The sequence below is a fragment of the Aquabacter spiritensis genome (assembly GCF_004346185.1).
Lineage (GTDB): Bacteria > Pseudomonadota > Alphaproteobacteria > Rhizobiales > Xanthobacteraceae > Aquabacter > Aquabacter spiritensis.
Window position 1 is genome coordinate 378,570 of the sequence record NZ_SMAI01000001.1, and the last position, 20,776, is coordinate 399,345.

General features: G+C 65.3%; 21 protein-coding genes and 1 pseudogene. 17 read left to right on the forward strand and 5 right to left on the reverse strand.

The window, feature by feature from the left end:
* Positions 1 to 75 precede the first annotated feature (75 nt).
* Entirely contained in the window at positions 76 to 606 is a 531-nt protein-coding gene (locus tag EDC64_RS01740; RefSeq protein WP_132029142.1) for a gamma carbonic anhydrase family protein, read from the reverse strand.
* A 16-nt stretch (positions 607 to 622) separates the two neighbouring features.
* On the opposite strand from EDC64_RS01740, the gene EDC64_RS01745 reads away from it, so the two are divergent.
* Positions 623 to 2,494: an O-linked N-acetylglucosamine transferase, SPINDLY family protein gene (locus EDC64_RS01745; RefSeq protein WP_245504483.1), complete on the forward strand. Its 1,872-nt coding sequence runs from the start codon at positions 623 to 625 to the stop codon at positions 2,492 to 2,494.
* Here the strand turns inward: EDC64_RS01745 and EDC64_RS24155 are convergent.
* Positions 2,419 to 3,114: a low affinity iron permease family protein gene (locus EDC64_RS24155; protein WP_132029145.1), complete on the reverse strand. Its 696-nt coding sequence runs from the start codon at positions 3,112 to 3,114 to the stop codon at positions 2,419 to 2,421. The two genes, EDC64_RS01745 and EDC64_RS24155, sit on opposite strands and share 76 nt — an antisense overlap.
* Positions 3,115 to 3,261: 147 nt before the next feature.
* On the opposite strand from EDC64_RS24155, the gene EDC64_RS01755 reads away from it, so the two are divergent.
* From EDC64_RS01755 to EDC64_RS24100, 7 genes are all read left to right on the forward strand, one after another.
* Positions 3,262 to 3,681, forward strand: a complete 420-nt coding sequence (locus EDC64_RS01755) for an MAPEG family protein (protein WP_132029148.1) — start codon at positions 3,262 to 3,264, stop codon at positions 3,679 to 3,681.
* A gap of 75 nt (positions 3,682 to 3,756) precedes the next feature.
* Positions 3,757 to 4,422 (forward strand): 5'-methylthioadenosine/S-adenosylhomocysteine nucleosidase, encoded by a 666-nt coding sequence (locus EDC64_RS01760; protein ID WP_132029151.1) that lies wholly within the window; start codon positions 3,757 to 3,759, stop codon positions 4,420 to 4,422.
* Positions 4,419 to 5,717: an RsmB/NOP family class I SAM-dependent RNA methyltransferase gene (locus EDC64_RS01765; protein WP_132029154.1), complete on the forward strand. Its 1,299-nt coding sequence runs from the start codon at positions 4,419 to 4,421 to the stop codon at positions 5,715 to 5,717. The genes EDC64_RS01760 and EDC64_RS01765 overlap by 4 nt, the downstream gene beginning before the upstream one ends.
* Before the next feature lie 68 nt (positions 5,718 to 5,785).
* Positions 5,786 to 6,634, forward strand: coding sequence for a hypothetical protein (locus EDC64_RS01770; protein ID WP_132029158.1), 849 nt, complete (start codon positions 5,786 to 5,788; stop codon positions 6,632 to 6,634).
* 160 nt (positions 6,635 to 6,794) lie between these two features.
* Positions 6,795 to 7,016 carry a hypothetical protein gene (locus EDC64_RS01775; RefSeq protein WP_132029161.1) on the forward strand — a complete coding sequence of 74 codons (222 nt, stop codon included), beginning with the start codon at positions 6,795 to 6,797 and terminating at the stop codon, positions 7,014 to 7,016.
* A 99-nt stretch (positions 7,017 to 7,115) separates the two neighbouring features.
* Positions 7,116 to 8,663, forward strand: coding sequence for a glutamine-hydrolyzing GMP synthase (guaA, locus tag EDC64_RS01780; RefSeq protein ID WP_132029164.1), 1,548 nt, complete (start codon positions 7,116 to 7,118; stop codon positions 8,661 to 8,663).
* Positions 8,664 to 8,884: 221 nt separating this feature from the next.
* A complete protein-coding gene (locus tag EDC64_RS24100) occupies positions 8,885 to 9,598 on the forward strand; it encodes an Arm DNA-binding domain-containing protein (protein WP_420808935.1) in 714 nt (237 codons plus the stop codon).
* Here the strand turns inward: EDC64_RS24100 and EDC64_RS01790 are convergent.
* The 3 genes and pseudogenes from EDC64_RS01790 to EDC64_RS01800 form a co-directional block, all read right to left on the reverse strand.
* A pseudogene (locus EDC64_RS01790) lies at positions 9,541 to 9,711 on the reverse strand (transposase); the annotation flags it as partial. The gene EDC64_RS24100 and the pseudogene EDC64_RS01790 overlap by 58 nt on opposite strands.
* A gap of 142 nt (positions 9,712 to 9,853) precedes the next feature.
* Entirely contained in the window at positions 9,854 to 10,633 is a 780-nt protein-coding gene (locus EDC64_RS01795) for an SDR family oxidoreductase (protein ID WP_132029974.1), read from the reverse strand.
* Positions 10,634 to 10,668: 35 nt separating this feature from the next.
* Positions 10,669 to 10,998, reverse strand: a complete 330-nt coding sequence (locus EDC64_RS01800; RefSeq protein ID WP_132029167.1) for a nuclear transport factor 2 family protein — start codon at positions 10,996 to 10,998, stop codon at positions 10,669 to 10,671.
* A gap of 142 nt (positions 10,999 to 11,140) precedes the next feature.
* Here EDC64_RS01800 and EDC64_RS01805 point away from each other — a divergent pair, with 142 nt between their 5' ends.
* From EDC64_RS01805 to EDC64_RS01845, 9 genes are all read left to right on the forward strand, one after another.
* On the forward strand, positions 11,141 to 12,040 hold the full coding sequence (locus tag EDC64_RS01805; RefSeq protein ID WP_132029169.1) for a LysR family transcriptional regulator: 900 nt from the start codon (positions 11,141 to 11,143) through the stop codon (positions 12,038 to 12,040).
* 237 nt (positions 12,041 to 12,277) lie between these two features.
* Positions 12,278 to 13,171 carry a LysR family transcriptional regulator gene (locus EDC64_RS01810; RefSeq protein ID WP_132029172.1) on the forward strand — a complete coding sequence of 298 codons (894 nt, stop codon included), beginning with the start codon at positions 12,278 to 12,280 and terminating at the stop codon, positions 13,169 to 13,171.
* Between the two features lie 203 nt (positions 13,172 to 13,374).
* Positions 13,375 to 14,547, forward strand: a complete 1,173-nt coding sequence (locus EDC64_RS01815; RefSeq protein WP_132029174.1) for an alpha/beta hydrolase — start codon at positions 13,375 to 13,377, stop codon at positions 14,545 to 14,547.
* A 66-nt stretch (positions 14,548 to 14,613) separates the two neighbouring features.
* A complete protein-coding gene (locus EDC64_RS01820; RefSeq protein ID WP_132029177.1) occupies positions 14,614 to 15,387 on the forward strand; it encodes an ABC transporter permease in 774 nt (257 codons plus the stop codon).
* Between the two features lie 47 nt (positions 15,388 to 15,434).
* The gene (locus EDC64_RS01825; RefSeq protein WP_132029975.1) at positions 15,435 to 16,475 is read left to right on the forward strand and encodes an ABC transporter substrate-binding protein; all 1,041 of its coding nucleotides are present in this window, start codon (positions 15,435 to 15,437) and stop codon (positions 16,473 to 16,475) included.
* A 37-nt stretch (positions 16,476 to 16,512) separates the two neighbouring features.
* Entirely contained in the window at positions 16,513 to 17,616 is a 1,104-nt protein-coding gene (locus EDC64_RS01830) for an ABC transporter ATP-binding protein (protein WP_132029180.1), read from the forward strand.
* A gap of 65 nt (positions 17,617 to 17,681) precedes the next feature.
* Positions 17,682 to 18,479 (forward strand): ABC transporter permease, encoded by a 798-nt coding sequence (locus EDC64_RS01835; protein WP_165933610.1) that lies wholly within the window; start codon positions 17,682 to 17,684, stop codon positions 18,477 to 18,479.
* A 35-nt stretch (positions 18,480 to 18,514) separates the two neighbouring features.
* Positions 18,515 to 19,660 carry a Gfo/Idh/MocA family protein gene (locus tag EDC64_RS01840; protein ID WP_132029186.1) on the forward strand — a complete coding sequence of 382 codons (1,146 nt, stop codon included), beginning with the start codon at positions 18,515 to 18,517 and terminating at the stop codon, positions 19,658 to 19,660.
* A gap of 13 nt (positions 19,661 to 19,673) precedes the next feature.
* A complete protein-coding gene (locus EDC64_RS01845; RefSeq protein ID WP_132029189.1) occupies positions 19,674 to 20,513 on the forward strand; it encodes a polysaccharide deacetylase family protein in 840 nt (279 codons plus the stop codon).
* The last annotated feature ends 263 nt before the right edge of the window (positions 20,514 to 20,776 follow it).

Consider the following 20,776-nt stretch of genomic DNA (forward strand, 5'->3'; position numbering starts at 1 on the left):
GTCGAGCGCCGGCTCCGCCGCGTCCTGGCTCCGGCGACCGGGCGGCAGCGCCCGGTCCGCGCCTGCGAAACCGGCTCAGTCGATCCGCTTCAATCCGGCCGCGAACCGCTTCCAGTTCGCCTGATACCGCAGGGCGGTCTGGCGCAGGCGCTCGACCGTGTCGTCGTCCAGCGTGCGCACCACCTTGGCCGGCGCGCCGACGATCAGGGAATTGTCGGGGAATTCCTTGCCTTCGGTGACCAGGGCCTTGCTGCCGACCAGGCTGTTGCGGCCGATCTTGGCGCCGTTGAGAAGCGTCGCGCCCATGCCGATGAGGCTGTTCTCACCCACCGTGCAGCCGTGCAGGATCGCCATGTGGCCCACCGTCACATTGGTCCCCAGAACCATCGGGAAGCCGGGATCGGTGTGGAGCACGCAGTTCTCCTGGATATTGACCCCCTCCCCCACGACGATCGGCTCGTTGTCGCCGCGCAGCACGCAGCCGAACCAGATGCTCGCATCGTCCTTGATGACGACGCGGCCGATCACGGTGGCGTCGGGCGCGACCCAATAGCGCCCGGAGGCGGGCAGTTCAGGACTGAGATCGTCGAGCGAATACAGGGGCATGCGGAGATCCTTGGAGTTGCTGGACCCACCCCTACAACGGGATGCGGACCCGTGCTACATGTGGCTTGCGGAATCGGTATCTCGGTGCCGCAAAGTCGGTTCGAGGAAATCCCGATCGGCGCCTCACAACTCCGTTCGGATGGGTTCAAATCTCCAGCGACGGTTCACACCGATGGCGCCACCATCCGGCTCTTCTGCTGCCCCCATCCTGCCGCCCAGCTTCTCGGAGATGCTTCGAACCGGGTACCAGCATCAGATGCGGGGCCATTTGGACGAGGCCGTGCGCACCTATCGCAAGCTTCTCCAGAAAGTGCCGGACAATGTTGACGTGATCCACCTTCTCGCCATGGTGAGGGGCAAGCAGGGGCATTTCGAGGACGCCATCCGTCTCTATCGCGACGCGCTGCGCCGCAGTCCCGACCGGGCGACGCTCTGGTATAATCTGGGTCTGATGTACAATGCCGCGTCCCGCCCCGCCGAGGCAGGCGACGCTTATGCGCAGGCCACAACGCTCGATCCGGCCCTGCCCGAAGCGGTCGGCCTTTGGTATGCGGCACGGCGGCCGGAATGCGATTGGCGCGATCATGACCGCCTCGCCGCAGCGATCGCGGCGTCGATTCAGCCGGGGCACGCGCCGGTCCAGCCTTTCGCAACCTTGATGCTGGACGAGCCGGCGCTGCACTTGGCGGCGGCGCGCCATCGCTGCCAGTGTCTGCGCGCTCAGGCGCCTGTGTCCGCCGTCACGACCGCCCGCCGCGCGGGTCCCTGGCGCATCGGGTACGTCTCGGCCGACTTCCGCGATCATGCGATCGCACATCTGATCGCCCGGATGCTCGAACTCCACGACCGCAATCGCTTTGAAATCACCGCGATTTCCCTCGGCCTCAACGATGGCTCCGACTATCGCGCGCGGATCGAAGCGGGCGTCGACGCGTTTCTCGATTGCGCCACCGATCCAACGGACGCCATCGCAGCCAAAGTCCGGGCAAGCGAGATCGACATCCTCGTCGACCTGATGGGACATACGAGCGGCAATCGGATAGAGATTTTTTGCAGCCGCCTTGCGCCGGTCCAGGTCGCGTTTCTTGGTTACCCCGGAACCAGCGGCGCCTCGGAGATGGACTATATCATTGCCGACGCGGCCGTTTTGCCGGTCGCCGACGGGCAATTCTTCAGCGAGGCGGTGGTTCACCTCCCTGATACTTACCAGGCGTGCGATCCAAGCCTTCGGGTGATGCCGCCGCCGAACCGGGCGGACTGCAGGTTGCCGGACGAGGCGCTCGTCTTCTGCGCCTTCAACAACCTGCAAAAACTGGACCCGCAAACCTTCGCGATCTGGATGGGATTGCTCTCGGCCGTGCCAGAGAGCGTGCTCTGGCTGCTGCCCGGCAATCAAGGCGCGATCACCAATCTTCAGCGTGAGGCCGCCGCATGTGGGATCGATCCTCACCGGCTGGTGTTTGCCGAAAAAGTCCCGGTCGGCGACCATCTCGCCCGGCTCCCTTTGGCCGATCTGTTCCTGGACGCCTTCCCTTACACCGCCCACACCACCGCCAACGACATGCTGCGCATGGGCGTGCCGATCGTCACGCGCCGCGGACGCAGCTTTGCCGCACGGGTGGCCGCGAGCCTCGTGACGCTCATGGGCTGCCCAGAACTTGTGGCCGAGGATCCGGAGCACTATGCGGCGATCGCCCTTGCCCTCGCCCGCGATCACGAACGGCGCGGCATGCTGCGCGCCCGCCTGCGCGACATGCGGGCGACGTCGCCGCTGTTCGATGCGGCGCGCTATGTCCGTCACATCGAAAGCGCCTACGAATCGATGATGGCCCGCTGGCTGGCGGGTGCGGCTCCGGCCGCATTCGCGGTCGCCCCTGCCACGGGCTGAGCGGCAGGCTTCGCGGTCCCACGCGCGCCTTCGCCGATGCTGCGCGCGGGATCGCAAACATCTCTGAAGCTGCGGTCGGGACGGACGACCTCGGCGCCCTCCCCGGCCTCGGCCCGCGCCAGATCGGCGAGCCGGGCATAGTCCGCGCGCAAACGGTCCAAGGTCTCCTCGTCGAGATCCTCCAGATCGAGCAGGACGTTGCGCGGCCCTTCGGTGCGCGCGATCAGTTCGTCGAGTTTGATCTGCAACGCCGCCGTGTCGCGATTCTGGCTGTTCTGGATGAGGAACACCATGAGGAAGGTGACGATCGTCGTCGACGTGTTGATGACCAATTGCCAGGTGTCGTTGAAGCCGAAGAGCGGCCCGGTCGCGCCCCAAAGCACGATCATCCCGGCGGCCCCCACGAAGGTGGCGGGCTTTCCGGCGAACCGGGCAAATGCCTGGGAAAGGCGGGTGAAGAAAGGGCGCGGCGCCGGTCCGGTCGCGACGGGTGCGGGAGACGCGGCAGCAGGCGTGGCCGCCCCTGACTCTCGAACCTGCGGACCCTGGGGACCCGCCGGCGCCGCGCGGAGAGTTTGGACACGCGGGGGTCGGCCCCCGGAACCTTGAGCGCGCGGCATGATACCCTCCGAGTTGAAGGAACGTATGGCGGCGCTCGAGGTTCCTGCCGCGCAGTCCTGACCACATTGGGGTGCGCCCGCCGCTTCGGAAGTCGCCGCGCCGCGTCAACCCGAAAGTCGCCGTAAGCCGAGCCTGGAGTTTCCCCCATGACCGTCGCCATGATCCTGCTGCCGCTTTTCGTCGAGGTGGCGCTCACCTTCTTCCTTCTGTTCGCGCTCGGATCGCAGCGCGGCCGCGTCCTTTCGGCGAACGGGGTCGGCCCCGAGGCGGCGCTCGACCGCAATGCCTGGCCCGACCGCCCCCGCCAATTCGCCAACGCCTTTTCCAACCAGTTCGAACTGCCGGTCCTGTTCTATGTGCTGACGGCCCTGGCCCTGGTGACCCGCAAGGCGGACCTCGTCTTCGTCGTGCTGGCCTGGGTGTTCGTCCTCTCGCGCATCGTGCATGCCGGCATCCACATCACGACGAATACGGTGCGGCTGCGCTTCCCGGCCTATGCGGTCGGGGTGTTCGCGCTTCTGATCATGTGGGTGCTGTTCGCGCTCGCCATTCTCCTCAACCTGTGACCGGGCGTGCCCGACGCCATTGACAGGCGGCGCCGGGACCCCGAGGAGTGCGCTTCACTTCTTCGGGGACCTCCCATGGACGATCCGCGCCGCCACGTCCGCACAGTCGGTGGACATTCGATCCTGTTCGTCATGGCGACCCGGCAGGAATACGGCCCGCATCTGCAGCGCCGCATCGATCCCCTGATCACCGGGGTCGGCCCGGTGGAAGCCGCGGCCGGCACGGCTGGCGTGCTCGCCCAGCTTCGCCACGGCGCTGCGCTGCCGGACCTCGTCTTCACGTTGGGGTCGGCCGGCTCGCGGGTGCTCGACCATGCCGGCCTCTATCAGGTGGCGAGCGTGTCCTATCGCGACATGGACGCCTCCGCGCTCGGGTTCGAGAGAGGCCGCACGCCATTTCTCGATCATCCCGCCGTCATCCCGCTGCCGCACCGCATTGCGGGCCTGCCCGCCGCCTCGCTCTCGACCGGCGGGGCGATCGTCTCGGGCGCGGCCTATGATTCGATCCAAGACGAGATGGTGGACATGGAATCCTTCGCCGTGCTGCGCGCCGCGCACCGCTTCGGCCTCGACATGATCGGCCTGCGCGGCATAACGGACGGCAAGTCCGCGCTCGCACGCTACGAGGATTGGGCGGACTATCTCCACATCGTCGACGAGAAGCTCGCTTCGGCGCTCGACCTGTTCGTCGCCCAGGTGGAAGACGGCAGCCTGACGCTTACCGGGAGGACGGCCCCATGACCCCCGCAGCGCGCCTTTCCGCCGCCATCGACATTCTCGCCGACCTCGCGGTGCGGCGCCGGCCCGCGAGCGAGAGCCTGAAGGATTGGGGCCTGCGCCACCGTTTCGCCGGCTCGGGCGACCGGGCGGCGATTGCCGGCCTGGTGTTCGACACGCTCCGGCGCCGCGCCTCCGCCGCTTATGTGATGGGATCGGACGAACCGCGGGCCCTGGTTCTCGGCATGCTGGCGGTGATGCGCGGGCTCGACCTCGACGCCATCGCGCGGCTCGCCGATGGCAGCCGCTTTGCCCCGGCGCAGCTTTCGGCGGACGAACGCACCCGGCTCGCCGATCCGAACCTCGAAACCGCCCCGCCTTGGGTGAAGGGCGATTATGCGCAATGGCTCGACCCGTCTCTCGCGCGCACCTTCGGTGCCGAACGCGTTGACGAAGGCCGGGCTTTGGCCGCCCGCGCGCCGCTCGATCTGCGCGTCAATACCCTGGTCGCGGCCCCGGACGCGGTGCTTCAGGAGCTCGCGCATCTCTCCCCAGAGCCCGGCCGCTTCTCGCCGCTCGCGCTGCGGATCCAGCTCGACACCGAGGGCAAGGCGCCGCCCCTGACCTCGGAAGCCGCCTTCGTGAAGGGGGCGGTCGAGGTGCAGGACGAAGGCTCGCAGATCGCCGCCATCCTCGCCGGCCCCATGCCCGGCGCGCAGGTGCTCGATCTGTGCGCCGGCGCCGGCGGCAAGACGCTCGCTCTGGCCGGCCTGATGGACAATAAGGGCCAGCTCTACGCCTATGATTCCGATATTCGCCGCCTGAAACCGATCCATGAGCGGCTGCAGCGCGCCCAGGTGCGGAACGTTCAGGTGCGGGCCCCACGCGGCGCCGCGGACGTGCTCGCCGATCTCGAGGGCCGGATGGATCTGGTCCTGATCGATGCGCCGTGCACCGGCACCGGCACCTGGCGCCGCAATCCCGACGCGAAATGGCGCATGCGGCCGGGCGCGCTCGCCGAGCGGATCGCCGAGCAGGCCCGCATTCTCGCCGATGCCGCCCGCTTCGTGCGGCCCGGCGGGCGCATCGCTTATGTCACGTGCTCGCTGCTCGACGAGGAAAACGGCGCGCAGATCCGCGGCTTTCTGGAAAGCCATCCGGACTTCTCCGTCGTGCCGCCGCTGGAAACCGTGCTCGCCCTCGGCAGCCGCGGGCTGGGATTGCGGGCCGCGGCGCTGGAGAGCGCGGAGGGGCTGCTGCTCACGCCCCGACGGACCGGCACCGACGGTTTCTATATCAGCGTGGTGCGGCGGGAATGAATATATATATCGATGGTTGCAGGGATGAAATCTCCTGGTAGAGTGACGACGGGTTGGGGCTTGTCGTCATGTCTATTGAGCACTGGAAGCTCGGCATCAGCATTGTCGACGTCATCACGAAGTCTGCAATTGCTGGCGCCATCGGGTATGCGACATATTCACTCAACGCAGACAGCAGCCGCGCCACAAAAGAAAAAGAACGATTCAATCAAGAGACATCCTGCTGGGACGTCATCCACAAAACAGTGACGTTCGCTTACAGCAACCAGGCTCTGATCGGCGAACAGATCAATTCGATAAAGACCTATCTACCGAACGCATGCGGCGAAAACAACGAGTTGAAGGAATTCGGGAAAATTCTCCTGTCCTTCATCCAGAACCGGACACCGGCCGTCCCGCCGACATCCGTGGCGAAAGCGGACATGCTGTCGGGTCTTGTTCAACCCAATACGTTCAGCGCGCCGTTTTCGCGTCCCCTTTCGGAACTCTCCCTTCCGAACCTCGCGGGGAAATCAGCCGCCGCAGGCAAATCCGACGGGCCATCCACCGACCTGATGCTGCCCTCCTTGCCGGCGCCGGCGCCTGCCCCCTCCCCCCCGTCGGCCGCCGCCGGAGCTCCGGCGACCGGAAGCGCCGCCAAAGGCCCAAAGGGATGGGTGGCGGTCGGATATGAGGGCACGCCGGACTTCAACTTCACATTGCCCGACGGGACACCTCTCCCGGCGACCTTGGCTGCCGGAAATATTATCGCGGCGAAATGGTCGGTCTATGTTCGACCTCGTCCGGCCGGATGGGAGAAGACTCTCGCAACCCTGAGCACCGGGGAATGCTTCAAGCTTGCAAATGCTCCACGACGCCTCGAAGCGGGCACGCGGATCCAGATTTGGGCGGAGGGCGTGGCGGACGCTTGCCCCTGAGTGACATGCGATCGCTCGGGACGGGTTTCGTCCGTGCCGCCTCCAGCAAAGGGAAGCGGCGGGGGTGCCGCAGGCTTTGGCGTGGCGGGTGGGATGGAACGCTTTGGCTCCAGCTGAGTCCTTGACGCAACGGGCCGTGCCCGAAGCCGAGGATCGCGCCATGTTCATCGTCCGACTGCTCGTCCTGCTCCTTCTCGCCGTCGGCGGCTATTGGGCCTATTATGTCTATGCCGCCAATTCGCCCTACGACCAGATCGGAACCGCGATCAATTCGCGCCTGCCCGAACCGGCGCGCGCCTATGGCTGCACCGAACTGAAGAAGCGCCATGCCGATGCTGCGACCGCCCCGGCAGGCTGCGAGGGGCACTGGACCGCGATCTGAGGATTGCGCCACGGGCCGGGCGGCCCCGCGGCGAGCCGCCTTTTGCAAATGCCGCTTTGCCGGTAAAGGAGGGGCCACCGCCGACCGGAAGGCCCCATTATGCAAGACACCGTCCTCATCATCGATTTCGGCAGCCAGGTGACGCAGCTCATTGCGCGCCGGGTGCGCGAAGAGGGGGTCTATTCCGAGGTCGTCCCGTTCCAGAAATCGGCCGAGGCTTTCGCCCGTATCAAGCCCAAGGCGGTGATCCTGTCGGGCGGCCCCGCTTCGGTGCCGGACGGCGACAGCCCGCGGGCGCCGCAGGCGGTGTTCGAGGCCGGCATTCCGGTGCTCGGCATCTGCTACGGCCAGATGACCATGGCCGAACAGCTCGGCGGCGCGGTGGAGAGCGGCCACCACCGCGAATTCGGCCGCGCGACGGTCACCGTCAAGGCGCCGTCGGCGCTGTTCGACGGGGTGTGGCAGGAGGGCGAAGGCCACACCGTCTGGATGAGCCACGGCGACCGCATCACCGCTCTGCCCGAGGGGTTCACCGTCAAGGGCACCTCCGCCAACGCGCCCTTCGCCGTGATCGAGGACGAGGCGCGCCGGTTCTACGGCCTGATGTTCCACCCCGAAGTGGTGCACACGCCGGACGGTGCCCGCCTGATCTCCAATTTCGTGCGCAAGGTGGCGCGCCTTGAAGGCTCCTGGACCATGGGCGCCTTCAAGGACGCGGCGATCGCGAAGATCCGTGCCCAGGTCGGCACCGGCCGGGTGATCTGCGGGCTTTCGGGCGGCGTCGATTCGGCGGTCGCCGCGGTGCTGATCCACGAGGCGATCGGCGACCAGCTCACCTGCGTGTTCGTCGATCACGGCCTGATGCGGCTCGGCGAGGCCGAGCAGGTGGTTTCGCTGTTCCGCAACACCTACAACATCCCCCTCGTCCACGCCGACGCCTCCGACCTGTTCCTGCGGGAATTGGCGGGCGTCACCGATCCCGAGGCCAAGCGCAAGACCATCGGCCGCCTCTTCATCGACGTGTTCGACGCCGAGGCGAAGACGGTGGGGGGCGCGGACTTCCTTGCCCAGGGCACGCTCTATCCCGACGTGATCGAGAGCGTCTCCTTCACCGGCGGGCCGTCCGTCACCATCAAGAGCCACCACAATGTCGGCGGGCTGCCCGAACGCATGAACATGACGCTCGTGGAGCCGCTGCGCGACCTGTTCAAGGACGAGGTGCGCGCGCTCGGCCGCGAACTCGGCCTGCCCGAATCCTTCGTCGGCCGCCATCCCTTCCCCGGCCCCGGCCTCGCCATCCGCTGTCCCGGCGAGATCACCCGCGAGAAGCTCGACATTCTGCGCCAGGCCGACGCGATCTATCTGGAGGAGATCCGCGCCGCCGGTCTCTACGACATCATCTGGCAGGCCTTCGCCGTGTTGCTGCCGGTGCGCACGGTCGGCGTCATGGGGGACGGGCGCACCTACGACCATGTCCTCGCCCTGCGCGCCGTGACCTCCGTCGACGGCATGACCGCCGACTTCTACCCCTTCGACATGACCTTCCTCGGCCGCACCGCCACCCGCATCATCAACGAGGTGCGCGGCATAAACCGCGTGGTGTACGACGTGACGAGCAAGCCACCGGGGACCATCGAGTGGGAGTGAACTAGGGTGGTTTCAGACCATCCCGCGCCGTGCCGAAAATCGCTCCAACCCTCTGGCTAACAAAGATTTTTCTTCCTACCCCGTATCACTGCGTTTCACCCCAGCCGGACCCCTTTGTTGGTACCGATGTTGGTATAGCGCAGGATGGTCGAGAAACGGGCTTCCGGTACCAACAGCGCCTGTTGATGGTATCCGTTCGCCCCCCGACCGGATGCGGATTTATGAGCGAACTCACTGATAAAGAACTGAAAAATCTCAAGCCGAGGGCCAAGCTCTACAAGGTGACGGACCGCGACGGGATGTATGCGGCCGTCACCCCGACCGGGGTCGTCTCGTTCCGCTATCAGTACCGGGTGAACGGGCGGCAGGAGGTGTTGACCATCGGCCGATACAGCGCCGAGGCAGCGCGCAAGCTGACACGGGCGCCCGACGCGCTGGAATACGGCATGGAGGTGTCGCTTGCGGAGGCAAGGTCCCTGCTGGCGCGCGCCCGACGTCAGGTCGAGCGGGGCGAGTCGCCGTCGAAAGCCAAAGTGGAGAAGCGCACCGCGTCAGCCGAGGCTTTGACGTTCGGCGGGTGGGCGGAAGCCTATTTCAAGCACAAGGCCGATCCCAAGTCGGGGGCCGAGAAACTGGCTGACAGCACCCTGGAGATGCGTCGATCCGTCTATGATCGCGCCGTCGCGGGAGAGTTGTCGAAGCTCAAGCTGGGGGAAGTGACGCCGCAACGCCTCAAACATCTGTGCGACGAGGTCAAGGAGAAGCGCGGGCCGGCCGTCGCGCGCCATCCGCAGCCGTTCGTTCTCACGCCTGAGCCGGGCGTTCTCCGCCGCAAGGTCGGCCGGCGACGGGACCGCCACCTGCGGGATCGGGCGCCGCGCAGGCGCCGCATCTCCGAAGGCATCAGCCCCGCATATTTCTTGCGCCAGTTGTAGAACGTCGCATCCGAAATCCCGGCCTTGCGGCACACCTGCGCCACCGGTGTCCCGTCTTCCGCCTGCTTCAGCAGGAGCGCGATCTGCGCCCCCGTGAACTTCGACGCCTTCATGGAACTCTCCTCGTCCCCGGACCGGGGATCATAGTTGGAAAATTCCAGCTCAAACTGGCCTAGCCCGTCGGCCTGCTGGCGGACCATCGCTCGAAGCGGCTCGAGCGGGCTGGAAATTCTGCTCTGTGCGCAAAAGCGCGGTTCAAACTGTCGGCACGGTGCCGCCGTCGATGACATATTCGGTGCCGGTGATGGTGCCCGCACGGTCGGACGCCAGGAAGGCGATCAGGCTTGCCACTTCTTCAGGTTTCGAGGGGCGACCGATCGGTATTCCGCCGAGCGATTGCATGATCATTCTCTTGCCGTCCTCCACGTCACCGCCGTGTTCCGCCGCCAACCGCGCCGCCAGGTGAAGCGAAGCCTCGGTCTCGATCCAGCCGGGGGAGACCCGAACGACGCGGACGCCTTGGGGCGAGACCTGCTTTGACAGGCACTTGCTATACGTGGACAGAGCCGCCTTCGCTGCCGCGTAGGCCGTCGTCGCCTCCGGCAGAGGCAGTTGACGCTGAATGGAGGTCACGTGAATGACGACGCCCTTGCCGCGGGACACCATTCCCGGCACGAGTTCGCGGTCCAGGCGCACCGCCGGCATGAGATTTAGATCGAGTTCTCCGCCCCAAACCTCATCGCTCAGGGCCTCGAAGCCACCGGCCGGAGCAGCAGAGCCGCCCAGCATGTGGACGATGATATCCACATCTCCCATGCGCTCCCGCACGGCGGCCGCCAAAGCCGCGCAGCCTTGAGGGCTTGCCAGGTCGGCAGCGACGAACAGAGAGTCGGGAAAGTCGGCGGGCTGGGTGCGGGCGGTGGTCAGAACCTGTGCGCCAAGCTCGCGAAAGAGCGCGACGGTCGCGGCTCCCGCACCGCGCGTACCGGACGTGATCAACGCCCGTTTGCCGTTGAGGCTGAGAAACGGGATTATGTGCCCACCCTGGGCGACGTGCTGAGCGTCGATGTTCATGGGATGATCTCCAACGCCCCGATCTTCTCGTCCTCCAGGACGAAGAGGTAGCGCAGGTCTATGGGGCTGCCGGGGAAATCACCGACGAGACGGCTCGTGACGACCAGGCGGTCGCCGTCCCTTGCGATCGAGAAGGGCTCGGCGGTGTACGTGTATTTTTGAGTGGAGTCCGCTTTCCACTGCCGGATCGCATCGCGGCCAGCATAGATATTGCCCTCATCGCGAACCACAGCGTGTTCGGTGAAGCAGTGCGCCACAGCGTCGGCGCCTCCCGCTTTGTCCGCGGCGAAATATTCGGAAATTATCCTGGGGAGCTGGATCGCCATCGCGCTTCTCCGTTGGAAGGTTTCGGTCGGCAGGGCGCATCGTCAGCGACGATCTGCCCTCGGGTGTGGCGCCAACTTAAAGATGGACGTTCGCTGTGATAATCAGGATAAAGCGCCATGCGACGTTGCGGAAATCGGGACAATGGTGGGACGCAGTCTGATCGAGCTTGATTCGGTTCTGGCCATTGCGCGCCGGGGCTCGTTTCGGGCCGCGGCGCTGGATCTGGGAATGTCGACGACGGCGCTCAGCAACGCCATTGGGAAGCTGGAGCGCCAACTCGGGGTTCGCCTGTTCAACCGCACGACCCGAAGCGTCTCACTGACGGATGCGGGCCGCGACTTCGTGGATCAGATCGGCCCTGCGCTTCAAGACATCCACGATGCAATGGATGCCGCGCGATCGCAGCAGGAGACGCCATCGGGAACGCTGCGCATCAATGCGTTCGCGACCGCCGCCCGTGAGGTCCTCTCACCCCTTCTTCTGCGGTTCCTTCGACACTATCCTCAGGTGCATATCGATCTCGTCACCGAAGGCCGGCTTGTCGACATTGTCGCAGATGGCTTCGATATCGGGATCCGGAACGCGGATCTCGTTCCCAGCGACATGATCGCGATCCCGCTGGGGCATCCTCGGCGCTATGCCGTGGTCGCCTCGCCTTCATACTTCCAGAACAAGGACAGACCGCGTGTTCCTCCGGACCTGCTTGGTCATTCCTGCATCCGCGTCCGGCTGCCGAATGGAGCGCTTTACCGGTGGCATTTCGAGAAGGACGGGCGATCGATTCAGATCGACGTTCACGGCCCTCTCACGCTCGATGAAGCAAGCCTCTCGCGGATCGCTGTGCTGGAAGACGTCGGCATCGGCTTCTTCATGGAATCCGACGTTCGCGAGGACATCGCGGCGGGGCGTCTCGTCCGCGTCTTGGAAGATTGGACGCCACCTCTCGCGCCGCTGTGCCTCTACTATCCCAGCCGCCGAAATCCCTCCGCCGCGTTCAGAGCCTTCATCGACCTCGCGCGCGAATTTTCCGGTCAGGGATAGCTGGCGCATCAGCGGCGCATGGCAACATGGCGAGGCGCCGTTGTTCACGCACGTCTCCACAGGTGCCCTCTTTCGGGGAAGCTGAAACCCGTGAGCGCGAGGACCGCGAGTCAAGCAAAGCCTGGCGCAGGCCGGCCTACCCCACGAGGCTGCTTTTGCGGCCCCGCGCTGCGGCACGATGCTGCGGCGGTGAAGTTTGCGATTGCGCGGGGTCGGCATTGAACCCAGCGTGAGGCCATGGACCTCCGCCAGCTCAAATACTTCGTGCATGTGGCCAAGCTTTGCAGCTTCACCAAGGCCGCGCGCCAGCTGAACGTGGCGCAGCCCTCCCTCAGCCGCCAGATTCGGGCGCTGGAGGAAGAGTTCGGCGTGATGCTGCTGGATCGCGACACCCATGGTGTGCGGCCCACTGAAGCGGGCCTGCGGCTGCTGGAGATGAGCGATTACCTGCTCCGGCATGCGGAACAGCTGCGCAATGTGGTGCGCAGCCCCGTCACCGAGCCGGCCGGCAATGTCGTGATCGGCCTGCTGCCCTCCATCGCCTATCTGGTGGCGCCGAACCTCGTGGCGCGGTTACGCCGCGACTATCCCCGCATCAAGCTGCGCATCGTCGAGGCCATCGGCGCCTTCCTGCTGGACTGGCTGCTGCTCGGCCGCATCGACCTCGCCGTGGTCACCAACAGCCAGAGGACACGGGGCATCATCGAGACCGAGGTGGCGGAGCAGGAGATGGTCCTAGTCGGCCGCCTGACAGATATCGCCGGCTTTCCGGACCCGGTACCGCTGGACGACCTGCTGGATGTTCCGCTGCTGGTCACCAACGGGTTCCGCTCGGTGATCGAGCCGTTCGCCGAGGCGGCGGGGCGGCGCCTGACCTTCGACATGGAACTGGACAGCCTGCCGATCATCAAGGGCATGATCCTGAAGGGCAACGGCATGTCCATCCTGCCCTATGGCTGTGTGCATCAGGAGCGGGTGGAGAGCCGGATGCACATTCGCCGGATCGCGGATTCCGGCATGAGGCTGCGGTTCAAGCTCGCGAAGACCGAGATCAAGCCGCCGTCCGGGGCCGCGGCCGTGGTGGAGCGAATCCTGGCGGAGGAGATCCGCCGCATCCCGCGCGGCCCATAGCCTGAGAGCATAAGCGATATACGCATCATGTCTTTTTCTTCCGATCGGATCGCGTGTTACCACTGACGGATCGGAAGTCTCCGGCCATAGTGCTGAATTTCCAAGGCCTTGGGCTGGACCGATGCGCTTCCATCCGCGCCGCTCGCGCGAATGGCCCTTTGACCCGACAGGCGGCGCGCCTCTTGGTCGCGCAGAGGACAGACATGCGCCAGCAAGCCCCCCGCGCCAATCAGAACTGGATCTTCGACAATTTCCTGAAGATGTCGACCAACGAGGATGTGCTGCATCCCGGCATCCTCGGCTTGCGTCTGGAGCGCGGTTTCAAGCACCAGGACATGGAGCGCGTGTTCCACGCCGCTCAGGGCCGGCGGGCGCTGCCGAAGGAATGGTCGAAGATCGCGCAGGAGCAGGAGGACAAGGGGACGCGGGCGCTCGAAAAGGGCCGCCGGGTGACGGCGGGCCAGTATTTCCATCGTGCCATGCTCTATTGGGGCCGCGCGCAGCACCTCATTCCGGTCGATGGCAGCCCGAAGAAGATCGAATACTACAACGGCCTTGCCCGTTGCCGCGACAAGATGATCGAGCTGCTCGACGGTGCCGTCACCAAGCAGAGCTTCGAGTTCGCCCCCGGCAAGAGCACCTACACCCTGTATCAGGCGGCGCCCGGCGAGGGCCGCAAGCCGACTGTCCTCTACATTCCCGGCATGGACGCCGCGAAGGAGGACTACCCCAGCCCCTACAACAACGAGTTCACCCGCCGCGGCATGAACCTGTGCGCCATGGACGGCCCGGGGCAGGGCGAGTGCAACATGAACAAGGTCTGGCTGACGCCGGACAATTACGCCCAGGCGGTCAAGCGGGTGATCGACTGGCTCGTGACCCGCGACGATGTCGACCCCACCCGCATCGGCGTGTTCGGCGCCAGCATGGGGACCCGGTGGGGCGTGGAGGCGGCGGCCATCGATCCGCGCATCTCGGCGCTGGTGGGGCAGATGCCCTGCGTCGGCCCGCTCGACATCATTTTCGAGCAGGCCCAGCCCAACTTCAAGCGCATCTACATGTACATGTGCAACATGAAGGACGAGGCCGCCTTCGACGCGATGGTGAGCGGGCTCGACCTGCGCACGCACGCGGCGAAGATGACCTGCTCCTACCTGCTCGCCGGTGGGGAGATGGACGAGCTCTGCCCGCCTGAGGACATGCGCGACTTCCTGAAGGCCGTGACCGCCCCGAAGGAGTTCTGGCTGTACGAAGGCGTGTTCCACCCGATGGGCGAGGTCGCCGGCGAGATCAACCCGGCCATCGCGGACTGGCTGCTGGAGACCCTCAATAATCCGCTGCCCGCGGGCTACGATCGCACCGTCATCATCGAGTAGTGCCGGGCGGCCGGCGCGGCGCCACCGTGCCGCGCTGTTGCCACCCCACAGGGGCGAGGAGGTCGAATGCCACGTTGGATCAATGTCCATGTCGCCATTCTGCTGGCTCTGGTCCTGTTGCCGATCCTGGTCATCATCCCGGTGTCGTTCAGCGCCGGCACCTCTCTGTCTTGGCCGACAGAGGGATGGTCGCTGCGCTGGTACGAGGCGACCCTCTCGGATGCGGGGCTGATGCGCGCCTTCGGGCTCAGCGCGACCATTGCCATCGTCTCGGCCCTGACCTCGACAGCGATCGGCGTGCCTGCCGCCTATGCCATCGTGCGGGGACGCATCCGCTTCCTCGAAAGCGTACTTCTGCTGCCCATAACCTTTCCGACCGTGGTGCTGGGCGGAGCGCTCCTAATGGCGTTCGCGCCGCTCGGGATGGTGCGCACGGTGCCGGGCCTGATCGCCGCCCACGTGGCCATCACGCTGCCGTTCGTGGTGCGCACTATGATTTCCAGCATGCACACCATCGAGGTGCAGTTGGAGGAGGCGGCGACCATCCTCGGCGCGAGCCGGCTGCGCATGCTCCGACATGTGGTGCTGCCGCTGGCGCGGCCGGGCATCTTCAGTTCGCTCGCCTTCGCCTTCATCGTCTCGTTCGATGAGTTCTCGGTGTCTCTGTTCCTGGTGGGGACCAATGTGATGACCCTACCGCTCGAGCTTTACCAGCGCATTCAATATGTCATCAACCCGACCATCGCGGCGGCCAGCGTCGTCCTGGTGGGAATTACTTTCGTATCTCTGCTTTTTGTCGACCGGGTCGTGGGATTGGAGCGGTTCTTCGGCAGCAAGTAGGGCGGATAAATGACCAGCCATAAAAACATCCAGACGGGAATTGAACCATGACCACGATCTCAAGACGCGACATGCTGAAGAGTGCCGGCCTCCTGGGCGCTGCCCTCGGGGTGGGAACGACATTTCCGTGGAACCCCGCGCTCGCGGCGGAACAACTGCGGATTCTGTCCTGGGGCTGGGGCTACGACAAGGCGATCAAGACCGCCGTCATACCGAAGCTGCCGCAGGCGCAGGTGGAACTCGAAATCGGCACCAACGCGGCGAACTATGCCAAGCTGCTGGCGCAGCGGGCCAATCCGGTTCTGAGCGGCGGCACGTTCAACGACATCTTTTCCTACCGTGGCTTCACCGACAAGATGTGGACCCCGTTCGATCGCAAGCTCATCCCCAATGTCGCCAACCTGCCCGAATCCGCCTTCATCCAGACCAACGGCATCAAGTTCGGCATCCAGCCCTATTCGCTCGTCTACAACCCGAAATTCGTCGACGAGCCGAAGTCCTACCTCGATCTGTTCGACCCGAAATATAAGGGCAAGATCGGCCTCTCCGATTATTACTTCGATGGCTATGGCCTGATGGCCAAGGCCATGGGCAAGAGCGTGGACGATGTGCCCGCCGGCATCGCGGAATGGTCCAAGCACACCGCCAATATTGGCCCCTGGAACCAGTCTCCCGCACAGCTCCACGATCTGGTGGAAAGCGGCGAGTTGTGGATCGCCTTCACCTTCGGCGGCAACGCTACCGGCGCCATCGCGGCCGGCAAGAAGATCGCGTTTACGATCCCCAAGGAAGGCGCCACGGGCGTCAGTTCCTTCGTCCAGTCCATTGCCGGCTTTGACGACAAGACCACAGCGCTGACCCAGCAGCTTCTCGGCCAGTTCTTCAACCCCGAGGCGCAGGTGGCGTTCGCGGAGAATGTGTTCCTCAGCCCGATCGCCAAGAACACCGTCATTCCCGAGAACCTCAAGCAGTACAAGGCCATGCTTTCGGCCGAGGGGGTCGCCGGATTGCTTCCCACCGATGTCGAGGTCGGCGCCAAGAAGTTCAACGAATACAAGAACATGGTAAACCAGCGGCTGAAGGTTTGAGGCCGTTGGCGCGGATCGAGCGGACGAGGACCGAGGGATGAGCGCGGATGATCGCCACGCCCTGGCACTGAGCGGCGTGCATAAGAGCTTTGGCGATGTCGAGGTCGTCAAGGGCGTGGATCTGGCGCTCCGCGAGGGCACCGTCCTGTCGCTGCTCGGGCCGAGCGGCTGCGGCAAGACCACACTTCTGCGGATGGTCGCGGGCTTCCTGCGGCCATCGCGCGGGGAGATCCGCATTGCGGGGGAGCCTGTGGACGGCATCCCCTCGCATCTGCGCAAGCTCGGCATGGTGTTTCAGAGCTATGCCCTGTTTCCCCACATGACGGTCGCGAACAATGTCGCGTTCGGCCTGAAGATGCAGGGCGTGCCCCGCGCCGAGATCGCGCCGAAAGTGATGGGCGCGCTCGCCACGGTGCATATGGAAGGCATGGCCGAGCGCTTTCCGCGGGAGCTTTCGGGCGGCCAGCAGCAGCGCATCGCCCTGGCGCGCGCCATCGTCACCTCGCCCCGGCTGATGCTGCTGGACGAGCCCTTCGGGGCGCTGGACCGTCAGCTGCGGGAAGAGATGCAGCTTGAAGTGAAGCGGCTGCAACGGCGTCTGGGCATCGCCTTCGTGTTCGTGACCCACGACCAGGAGGAGGCGCTCACCCTCTCCGACACCATCGCGGTCATGAACGAGGGGCGCATCCAGCAATTGGGAACGCCGCGCGAGGTCTTTGAGCAGCCGGAGAACCTCTTCGTCGCCAACTTCTTCGGCCTGCTCAACACGCTTCCCGCGGCGGTCACGCCGCAGGCCGGGGGGCTTGCGCGGGTAGAGGGCGGCTTCGGCGCCTGGAGCCTGCCAAATCCGCGCGGGCATTCCGGGAGGGCGACCCTCGCAGTGCGCGCCACCGACGTGGCGGTCTCGGCCGCGCCTGCGCCGGACGGTTCGCTCAGCGTGCCCGGCACCCTGGAGGAAGTGATCTACAAGGGCACCTCGGTGCTGTACCAGATCCGCCTCAAGGACGGCGCGGCTCTGGAAGCGACGGGCAAGACGGAAAGCCGGTTGCCGTTCGCCAGAGGAGATGCGGTCTGGGCATCCTGGCAGCCCGATAAGAGCCTGTTGTTTCCAGCCGATGCGTCGGGCGGGGCGCGGCCATGACGGGCCGGGCGCCTCCGGCAACGCGTGAGGAAAGCGGCCTGTCCGTCCTCGGATATGCTCTTGCCGTGCTCCCGGCGCTGCTGGTGTTCGCGGTCATATTCGCCTGGCCGGTCATCAGTTTCGTGGCCGCCGGAGCGCGTGCGCTCGTGGACAGCGACACGGGGCTTGCCGACATCGTCGGCGGCCATTCCATGCTCACGCGCTATGGGGTGGCGAGCCTCGTGCTTGCCTTCACCACCACCTTCATCACGCTGATCCTGGGCTATCCCGTCGCTTATTACCTGGCGCGCTCGCGGTCCAGGCTGCGCTATTACGTCTATGTCGGCATGTTCGTGCCGCTGCTGTTTTCCATCGTCGTGCGCACGTTCGGCTGGATCATCCTGCTGGGCAGCAACGGCGTGCTCAACGGCGTGCTGCGCGGGCTCGGCATCATCCAGGAGCCGGTGGTGTGGCTCTACAATTTCTGGGCCGCCGTCGCCGGGCTGGTGCATGTCTTCCTGCCCTTCATGGTCCTCTCCATTCTCAGCTCGCTGTCCCGCATCGACGAGCGGATCGAGGAGGCCGCCACCATCCTCGGGGCCAACGGCTTGCGGGTGTTTTCCTATGTGACCTTGCCCCTGTCGGCGCCCGGCGTCTTCGGCGGCTGCGCCATCGTGTTCAGCCTTTCCATGGGCGTCTATGTGACCCCGCGCCTGTTGGGCGGGGGACGGGTGCAGGTGCTGGCCACGGAAATCTACAGCCAGATGCTTGAACTCGGGGATTGGAGCGCCGCCGCGACACTCGGTATCGTCCTGATGATCCTGACGTTTTCAGTGGTGGCGATCTATCGGCTGCTGCTGCCGTCGCGGATCGCGGGCCGCTAGACCGGCCGCATATTTACAAGATCTAGGAGGCGCGTTTGGAACGCAGGATCGGCATCATATTGAACGGCGCCACGGGCGGATTGGCGACCGGCCAGCATCTGCGCGCCCTCGTCAATATCCGCAAGGAGGGCGGGCTTCCCCTCGCCAATGGCGATCTGCTGATGCCGGATCTGATCCTGGTGGGACGCAACGCCGAGCGGCTGGCGGCGCTGGCGGCGAAGAACGGCCTGGCGCGCTGGTCCACCGATCTCGACGCCGCTCTGGCCAATCCGGACGACACGCTGTTCTTCGATGCGGCCACCACGCACCTGCGCTTCGGCGTCGTGCGTCGGGCCATCGCGGCGGGAAAGCACATCTATTGCGAAAAGCCCATCGCCCCGACGCTGGAGGAAGCGCTGACCCTGGCGCGCGAGGCGAAGGCCGCCGGCATCAAGAACGGCACGGTGCAGGACAAGCTGTTTTTGCCGGGTTTCCGCAAGCTCGCCTATCTCAAGGACACCGGCTATTTCGGCCAGATTTTGGAGGTGCGGCTTGAATTCTCCCGCTGGATTTTCGACGGCGAGCATCGGCCCGCGCAGCGCCCGAGCTGGAATTATCGCAAGCGCGACGGCGGCGGCCTGGTGCTCGATATGTTTCCCCACTGGCGCTACATGATCGACCGCCTCGCGGGGGAGGTCCGCGCCGTGAATTGCACCACCCGCCGGCACTTCTCCCGCCGCTGGGACGAACAGGGCAACCCCTATGAGTCCGACGCCGAGGATGCCGTCTTCGCGCAGATGGAGCTGGAGGGCGGGATATTCGCCAGCGTCAACAGTTCCTGGTGCTCGCGCATCCGCCGCGACGACGTGGTGACCATCCAGATCGACGGCACGAATGGCTCGGCGGTGGCAGGACCGCAGGACTGTTTCACCCAGCCGGACGGCAATACGCCCAATCCCGTCCTGCCGGTTGAGAACCGCCAGCCGGTGAGCTTCTTCGACCAGTGGCTGGCCATGCCCGACAATACCCCGCTCGTGAACAGCTATCGCGCCGGCTGGAACCTGTTCCTGCGCCATGTGGCGGAGGACGGGCCGTTTCCCTCGCCGCTGGCCGCCGGCGCCAAGGGCGTCCAACTCGCCGAACTGTCCTATCTCAGCAATCAGGAACGCCGCTGGATCGACGTTCCCGCGCTGACCCTTTGAGCCGGAGTTTGCGATGGCCCGCCATCTTGTCTGCCTGACGTTCGACTTCGATGTTGTTTCCGGCTGGATCGCGCGCGGCATGACCACGCCGACGCCCATGTCCCGCGGGGAGATGGGGCTGATTGGCGCCAAGCGCATCCTCGCCTTGCTCGCCAAGCACAATATCCGCTCCACCTGGTTCGTGCCGGGGCACACCATCGAATCCTTCCCCGACGCGGCCAAGGAAGTGGTCGATGCCGGGCATGAGATCGCTAACCACAGCTGGGCGCATATCCCACCCGCCATGATGACCCGCGAGGAGGAGGAGGCGGACCTGGTGCGCGCCAGCGAGGCCATCATCCGCCTCACCGGTAAGGCGCCGCGCGGCTACCGGTCCGCCTCGTGGGATCTCAGCCCGCACACCATCGACCTGCTGGTGAAGCACGGCTTCAAATATGAGAGCAGCCTGATGGGCTCCGACTACGTCCCCTACCGGGCGCGGCGGGACGATGTGGTGAAGCTGGGCGAGCCCATGATCCTCGGCCCTGAAACCGATCTGGTGGAACTGCCCATCAGCTGGACGCTGGACGATTATCCGCATTTCGAGTTCGTGCGGACCCCCGCCACCATTCTTCCCGGTCTCCAATCCGCCGACGGCGTGCTGCGCAACTGGACGGACGATTTCCTCTACATGAAGCGCGACTTCGAATGGGGCGTCATCACCTATACCTGCCACCCGTTCGTCATCGGGCGCGGCCACCGCATGATAATGCTGGAGCGCCTGGTAGAAACCCTGGTGTCCGAAGGCGCCACCTTCTGCGCCATGGAGGATGCGATGGAAGAGTTTCTCGCGCGCGAGCGTCGGGCCGGCTGAGCGGCCCCAAGCGCCCTGCCGCGTGCCCCTAACCACTGGCCTTGAACTGAACCGCTCCCAGCAAAGTGGCTCGGCCGGGGTGACAGGCAGCGATACGGGATAGGAAGAATTACCCTTATCAATCACAGGGATCGTGCGATATGTGGCACGGAGCGGGACGGTCTGAAACGACCTTAATTGACCCCCGCTCTAATTTTTACCCGCCCTAAGGAATTGATCCTCCTACAGAACGTTTCCATTTCAACACGGTTCAACAAGGTGCA